At 60.0% G+C, this 505-nt stretch carries 1 protein-coding gene; it reads right to left on the bottom strand.

Features of this window, described 5'->3' with window-relative positions:
- The coding region (locus tag AC2JF9_RS08480; protein ID WP_500726897.1) for a BON domain-containing protein at positions 1–332 on the bottom strand (332 nt) is incomplete at its 3' end.
- Positions 333–505: the final 173 nt, after the last annotated feature.

The raw sequence follows: 505 nt of genomic DNA, 5'->3' as shown, positions 1-505 counted from the left end.
AGAGTCAGCCAGCCGTTCTCAACCATCACACGGATCTGCTCCCCTAACTGTGGAAATTCAAACCGGATCGCCTCGACTGCATCGCGGGCAATGACAGGATCGGGCCGCTCCTCTTCGAGAAAGCGTATCTCAACATCGTTAGCCACGCCGGCGACACCAGCCACTCTCTTGGCGTCGGCTTCCGCCTGCACCTTGTCACTGTAGTTGAACACGAACCCTGACAGCATCACGACGCCGTCCTTCACCGCTACACCGATATCGGCCGATTCCAGTTCCGGATCCCGCCAGAGTTCTTCCTCCACCTGTCGCTTGATGTCCTCGTCTGGCCTCATGCTTGCCTCCCGAGAGTGCCCTACTGCTGTGTCGCCAGTTTCAGCGATGCGTCGCAGACACCGCCTCCTTGCACAGCAGGCGCCAGTCAGGTGGGTTTCCTCGATTTCGGTCTGACTGCCGATACCAGTCCCAATACGCGGCGTCCTCGTGTTGCCGACGCCCGGTCGATGCC

This window comes from Lactobacillus sp. C449L (genome assembly GCF_059900815.1).
This window is presented reverse-complemented; position numbering and strand designations above follow the sequence as displayed.